General features: G+C 68.2%; 7 protein-coding genes. 6 read left to right on the forward strand and 1 reads right to left on the reverse strand.

Features of this window, described 5'->3' with window-relative positions; translation table 11 throughout:
* The 3 genes from AC3XYG_RS20215 to AC3XYG_RS20225 form a co-directional block, all read left to right on the forward strand.
* A partial coding sequence (locus AC3XYG_RS20215) for an oligopeptide/dipeptide ABC transporter ATP-binding protein (RefSeq protein WP_489141664.1) occupies positions 1–1,082 on the forward strand: 1,082 nt, incomplete at its 5' end.
* Between the two features lie 171 nt (positions 1,083–1,253).
* Complete coding sequence (locus tag AC3XYG_RS20220; RefSeq protein WP_489141665.1) at positions 1,254–1,694, forward strand: helix-turn-helix domain-containing protein; 441 nt, start codon at positions 1,254–1,256, stop codon at positions 1,692–1,694.
* A 91-nt stretch (positions 1,695–1,785) separates the two neighbouring features.
* Complete coding sequence (locus tag AC3XYG_RS20225; RefSeq protein ID WP_489141666.1) at positions 1,786–2,907, forward strand: DegT/DnrJ/EryC1/StrS family aminotransferase; 1,122 nt, start codon at positions 1,786–1,788, stop codon at positions 2,905–2,907.
* Positions 2,908–2,910: 3 nt separating this feature from the next.
* Here the strand turns inward: AC3XYG_RS20225 and AC3XYG_RS20230 are convergent, their stop codons facing one another.
* Positions 2,911–3,522: a LysE family translocator gene (locus AC3XYG_RS20230; protein ID WP_489141667.1), complete on the reverse strand. Its 612-nt coding sequence runs from the start codon at positions 3,520–3,522 to the stop codon at positions 2,911–2,913.
* A gap of 261 nt (positions 3,523–3,783) precedes the next feature.
* On the opposite strand from AC3XYG_RS20230, the gene lpxA (AC3XYG_RS20235) reads away from it, so the two are divergent.
* The 3 genes from lpxA (AC3XYG_RS20235) to AC3XYG_RS20245 form a co-directional block, all read left to right on the forward strand.
* Entirely contained in the window at positions 3,784–4,572 is a 789-nt protein-coding gene (gene lpxA, locus AC3XYG_RS20235; RefSeq protein ID WP_489141668.1) for an acyl-ACP--UDP-N-acetylglucosamine O-acyltransferase, read from the forward strand.
* Positions 4,573–4,712: 140 nt separating this feature from the next.
* Positions 4,713–5,495, forward strand: a complete 783-nt coding sequence (gene lpxA, locus AC3XYG_RS20240; RefSeq protein WP_489141669.1) for an acyl-ACP--UDP-N-acetylglucosamine O-acyltransferase — start codon at positions 4,713–4,715, stop codon at positions 5,493–5,495.
* 79 nt (positions 5,496–5,574) lie between these two features.
* Positions 5,575–6,046, forward strand: a 472-nt coding sequence (locus tag AC3XYG_RS20245) for an AraC family ligand binding domain-containing protein (protein WP_489141670.1), incomplete at its 3' end; no start/stop codon positions are given.

Here is a 6,046-nt window from a genome sequence, read left to right on the forward strand (position 1 = left end):
GCCGCCACGGGCGGCAGGGCCTCGATCTCCTGCCAGCGGCCAAGGCGGACAACCAGGTGGTGCTGCAGGTCGCGGCCATGGGCAAGCACTACCCGATCTACGACAACTCGATCGCCGCCTTCTTCGGTAGCGACCGCACCCGCTACATCCGCGCCAATGAGGCGATCAGCTTCGAGGCGCTGGGCGGCCAGACCGTCGCCATCGTCGGCGAAAGCGGCTGCGGCAAGTCGACCTTCGCCCGGGTGCTGATGGGGCTGGAGACGGCGACGGCCGGCACCGTGTCCTTCCGCGGCACCGACATCGGCCGCCAGCCGGTGCAAAGCCGCGGTGCGCCGCTGCTGTCGTCGCTGCAGATGGTGTTCCAGAACCCGAACGACACGCTGAACCCGAGCATGTCGGTCGGGCGGCAGATCGCGCGGGTGATCCGCAAATTCGGGGTGAAGAAGCGGCGCGCCGATGTCGAGGCCGAGGTCTTCCGCCTGCTCGACCTGGTCAAGCTGCCGCGCGCCTTCGCCGACCGCAAGCCGCGCCAGCTGTCCGGCGGCCAGAAGCAGCGCATCGGCATCGCCCGCGCCTTTGCCGGAGACCCGGCGATGGTGGTGGCGGACGAACCGGTCTCGGCGCTCGACGTCTCGGTCCGGGCGGCGGTGACCGGCCTGCTGCTCGACATCCAGCGCCGGTCCGGCACCACGATGCTGTTCATCAGCCACGATCTCGGCGTGGTGCGCTACCTCGCCGACCGGGTGGTGGTGATGTATCTCGGCCAGGTGATGGAGCAGGGGACGACCGACGCCGTCTTCCAGCCGCCCTATCACCCCTACACCGAGGCGCTGCTGGCCGCGGTGCCGGTGGCCGATCCCACCGTCGAGAAGAAGCGCATCATCCTGGAAGGGCCGCTGCCCAGCCCGCTCGACCCGCCGATCGGCTGCCCGTTCCACACCCGCTGCCCGCGCAAGCTCGGCGACATCTGCGCGACCGAGCCGCCGCCGGACCGTGCCGGCGACCAGGGCCACATCATCCGCTGCCATATTCCGCTGCCCGATCTCGCCGGCGTGGAACCCGTGCTGGGGCATGCGGGTTAGGGGGCCGGTGTAGATCGCCTTATGCGGGTATTGCGGCCGGGTTCTTCGCGGCATACTATAGTATGCAGGTGGGCCGGGTTCGACGCTGCGGCTATTGGGGGACCGCACCAAATCGGTCGTTCGCGCGATCGTTCTGGTGTCGGGCCAAGGCCCGCAGGAGGATAGAACAGCATGGCCACCCGCGGCACGGACAGGCAGCGTCGTCGCAAGACAATTTCCGAGGATGGCCCTGATCCGGTCGATATTCATGTCGGTTCACGCCTGCGGCAGCGGCGCACGCTGCTGGGCATGAGCCAGGAGAAGCTGGCGGCGGCCTTCGGCGTGTCGTTCCAGCAGATCCAGAAATACGAGCGCGGCGCCAACCGCGTCAGCGCCAGCCGCCTGCACCAGCTGACCCGGATCCTGAACGTGCCGGTGGGTTATTTCTTCGAAGGCATGACCGAGCTGCAGCACAACGGCATCGCCCTGCACACGTCCAGTGACAGCGAGATGGTGGCCAGCCGCGAGACGCTGGAGCTGGTGCGCGCCTATTACCGGATCGAGGATGCGACCGTCCGCCGCCGTCTCGTCGATTTGCTGCGGTCACTGGGGCCGGAGGCAACGGAGCATTGACCGGGAGAGCCAGCCCGAGAATTCCGGGCTGGCGCCGCGGGCGGGGCAGGGCTACATCAGCCACAGTTCCGATCCAGCCGAGGCTCGCCCCGTGTCTCTTCCCTTCGTCGACCTCAAGCAGCAATACGAGCGCCTGAAGCCCCTGATCGATGCCCGCATCCACGCGGTGCTCGATCATGGCCAGTACATTCTCGGGCCTGAGGTCGGGGAACTCGAGGCCGAGTTGGCGCGCCGCGCCGGCGCCCGCCACTGCCTGACCGTGGCCAGCGGCACCGACGCGCTGATCATGCCGCTGATGGCCCGCGGCATCGGCCGGGGCGATGCTGTGTTCGTGCCAGGCTTCACCTTCACGGCGACGGCCGAGGCGATTCTGCTGCTCGGCGCATCGCCTGTTTTCGTCGACGTCGACCCGCACACCTATCTGATCGACCTCGCCGATCTCGAACGCCGCATCGCCGCGACCAAGGCCGCCGGCCGGCTGGCGCCGAAGGCGGTGATCGCGGTCGACCTGTTCGGCCTGCCGGTCGATTATCCGAAGCTGCAGGCCATCGCCGACGCGCATGACCTGTTCGTCATTGCCGATGCGGCGCAGAGCCTAGGCGGCGAATTCCATGGCCGGCCGGTCGGGTCGCTGGCGCCGGTCACGGCCACCAGTTTCTACCCGGCCAAGCCGCTGGGCTGCTATGGCGACGGCGGCGCGGTCTACACCGATGACGACGATCTGGCCGCGGTGCTGAAGTCGATCCGCGTCCATGGCGAGGGCAAATCCCGCTACGACACGGTGCGGGTCGGGCTGAACGCCCGGTTCGACACCATCCAGGCCGCGGTGCTGCTGGCCAAGCTGCCGAGCTTCGCGGACGAGCTGGCGGCGCGCGACCGCCTGGCCCGGCATTATTCGTCCAGGATGTCCAACCGGGTGCAGACGCCGGTCATGCCGGACGGCCTGTTCTGCGCCTGGGCGCAGTACACCATCCGCGTGCCCAACCGTGACGCGGTCCGGGCGAAGCTGGGCGAGGCCGGAATCCCGACCGCGATCTACTATCCGACGCCGATGCATCTGGCCGAGGCCTACCGGGCGCATGGCGAGGGCGAAGGGTCGCTGCCGGTCAGCGAGGCGCTGTGCCGCGAGGTGCTGAGCCTGCCGATGCATCCGTTCCTGTCGGATGCCGATGCCGACCGGGTCTGCGACGGAGTCCTGGCCGCGCTGGGCTGATGTTCAGCGCGTCGCCACCGCAACCGCGGCGCCGGCCATCACGGCGCCGGTCCCGCGGTTGATCATCCGCATCGCCCGCGGCGACCGGAACATCCGGCGGGCCCGTAGCGCCAGCACGACATACAGCGTCAGCACCGTGCCGTAGACGATCGTCAGGGTGGCGGCGATCTCGGCGAAGCCGGCCAGCGTCAGGTTAGGCAGATCGACCAGGGTCGGCAGCAGCGCCAGGTAGAACAGCGCCGTCTTCGGGTTGCCGAGGCAGACGGACACCCCGGTCAGGAACAGCCGCAGGCCCTCGCCGCGCACCGGCTGGGCGTCGTCGGGCCCCTTGACCGGGGCGGTCCACAGCTTCCAGGCGAGGTACAGCAGATAGGCCGCGCCGGCATACTTGATGACGATGAAGACCGGCTGCAGCGTCGCCGCCAGCACGGCGAGGCCGAGCGCCGTGGCGCCGAGCCAGACGAAATCGCCGAACAGCAGGCCGCTGCAGAACGCCAGCGCGCCCTGGGTGCCGCGGCCGAGCACGCGTGCGACCAGGGCCGCCGTGGTCGGGCCCGGCACGGCGCAGGCCACCGCGAGCGTCGCCGCATAGATCAGCAGAGTAGACAATTCCATCGCGGCACCTTCACGAGCCAGCCCGGGCAACATTGAGACATCCATTATGCCGGGAGAAAATTCTCTCGTCCCGCACATCGTTGAAAATGCTTGGGCTTTGACAATTCTTAATTGTTTCCGGGGCTTTATAATCAATCCAAAGTGATTTAGGCGTCGCGCCATGGATTATTTTGAGGCAAGATCGCGCCCGATAAAAAAGTGCTGATCATCTATTCCGGCTTCAGCTCCTTTTATCCAATCATTTTTGGGGCAGCGGAAGCCATGTCTTTGCCGAGCCTGCTCCACCCCACCGCCATCATTGCCGACGGCGCCGAGATCGGCCCGGGCACGCGCATCGGGCCCTATGCCGTCATCGGGCCGGACGTGCGGCTGGGGCGCGACAACATCGTCGGCCCCCATGCGGTGGTCGAGGGCGACACCGAGATCGGCGACGGCAATCACATCTTCCAGTTCGCGTCGGTCGGCGCCGCGCCGCAGGATCTGAAATTTTCCGGCGAAAACAGCCGCCTGCGGATCGGCGATGGGAATGTGTTCCGCGAACACGTCACCATCCATTCCGGCGCTGCACGCCCGCTCGGCGTGACGACGATCGGCGACGGCAACCTGTTCATGGCCAACGCCCATGTCGCCCATGATTGCCGCATCGGCAACCACACCCGTTTCGTCAACGGCGCGATGATCGCCGGCTATGGCGAGGTCGGCGACCATGCCTTTCTCAGCGGGCTGGTCGCGGTCCACCAGTTCACCCGGATCGGCGCTTTCGCCTTCGTCGCCGCCGGCGCGATGGTGTCGCAGGACGTGCCGCCCTTCTGCCTGGCGCAGGGCGACCGGGCCCGGCTGGTGTCGCTGAACGAGGTCGGGCTGCGCCGCAACGGCTTCATCGAGGCGGATGTGCTGATGCTGCGCAAGGTGTTCCGCATGCTGTTCCGCCACGGCGGCAGCAAGGCCGAACGCATGGCCGCGGTCCATCATGCCTATGGCGAACGCCGCGGTGTCGACCTGCTGCTGCAATTCCTGACGGATACCAAGCGCGGCCTGGCGGCCGCCTGAATCGCCCTCGATTTGGCTCCCGATCCACAACGCAATGATCCGTAACAAATTTTGAGTTGTGCGGTGGCGCCCCGGCGTCAGGATCGGCGACGGTGGCGCCCCGGGTCCGGCTGCGCCCGTCCTGCCGTCGGGAGCCCGCGATGCCGTCCCAGATCCACCCCACCGCCATCATCGAGCCCGGCGCCGAGATCGGCGAGGATTCTCGCATCGGCCCCTATGCCGTGATCGGGCCGAAGGTCCGGCTGGGGCGCGACTGCATCGTCGGCCCGCATGCGGTGATCGAGGGCCGGACCGAGATCGGCGACGGCAACCAGATCTTCCAGTTCGCCTCGGTCGGTGCGCCGCCGCAGGATCTGAAATGGAAGGGCGAGGAGACGCGGCTGGTTATCGGCGACGAGAACATCATCCGCGAATACGTCACCATCCAGCCCGGCGTCGGCGTCTCCGGCGGGCTGACTGAGATCGGCGACGGCAACCTGTTCATGGCCTGCGCCCATATCGCCCATGACTGCCGCATCGGCAGCCACGTCCAGTTTGCCAACGCCGCGACACTGGCGGGCCATGTCGAGGTCGGCGACCACGCCCATGTCAGCGGTCTGGCCGGGGTGCACCAGTTCACCCGCATCGGCGCCCATGCCTTCGTCGCCGCCGGCGCCATGGTGGCGCAGGACGTGCCGCCCTTCTGCCTGGTCCAGGGCGACCGGGCGCGGCTGGTGTCGCTGAACGAAGTTGGGCTGCGCCGCCATGGCTTTGCCGAGCCGGAGGTGCTGGCGCTGCGCCGGGTGTTCCGCATGCTGTTCCGCGGCACCGGCGCCAAGGCCGAACGGATGGCGCGGGTGCGGCACGACCATGCCGGCGAGAGGGGCGTGGCCGAGCTGCTCGATTTCCTGGCCGACAGCAAGCGCGGCCTGGTCGCCGCCTGAGGACGACAGCGCCCGGAAAATGCTACACCGTCGGGATGATCGGACGCGATCCTACGGCTAGGCCGGACGAGAGATGACGATGCGGCGCGGTTTCAGGCTGCTGCGCTGTGGCGTCGTCGGCGTGCAGGCAGTCGAGGCGGAGACCGGGCACAGCTTCCCGCGCCACATGCATGAGCAGTTCGGCATCGGCGTCATCCATCGCGGCGCGCAGAAATCGGCCAGCGGCCGCGGCCCGGTGGAAGCCGGCCCGGGCGACACGATCACGGTCAATCCGGGCGAGGTCCATGACGGATCGCCGATCGGCGATGCCGGCCGGTCCTGGCGGATGCTGTATTTCGATCCCGGTGTGATCGCGGAGGCTGTCGGCGACATCACCGAGGGCCGGACCGGCTATCGCGAATTCTCCCGCCCGGTGATGAGCGACGCCGGCCTGGCCGACCGCTTCCTCCGGCTGTTCTCCGCCATGACCGCGGACGAGGCGCCGGCCGGGATCGGGCAGGAGGAACGGCTTCTGCTGCTGCTGGCCGATGGCTTGTGCGAGCGGGGGGCCG

It is taken from the genome of Inquilinus sp. (genome assembly GCF_057815775.1).

Excerpts from the sequence above, each read along its gene's own strand:
- AC3XYG_RS20220 (WP_489141665.1), top strand. The coding sequence starts at position 1,254 with ATGGCCACCCGCGGCACGGACAGGCAGCGTCGTCGCAAGACAATTTCC.
- AC3XYG_RS20230 (WP_489141667.1), bottom strand. The coding sequence starts at position 3,522 with ATGGAATTGTCTACTCTGCTGATCTATGCGGCGACGCTCGCGGTGGCC.
- lpxA (WP_489141668.1), top strand. The coding sequence starts at position 3,784 with ATGTCTTTGCCGAGCCTGCTCCACCCCACCGCCATCATTGCCGACGGC.
- lpxA (WP_489141669.1), top strand. The coding sequence starts at position 4,713 with ATGCCGTCCCAGATCCACCCCACCGCCATCATCGAGCCCGGCGCCGAG.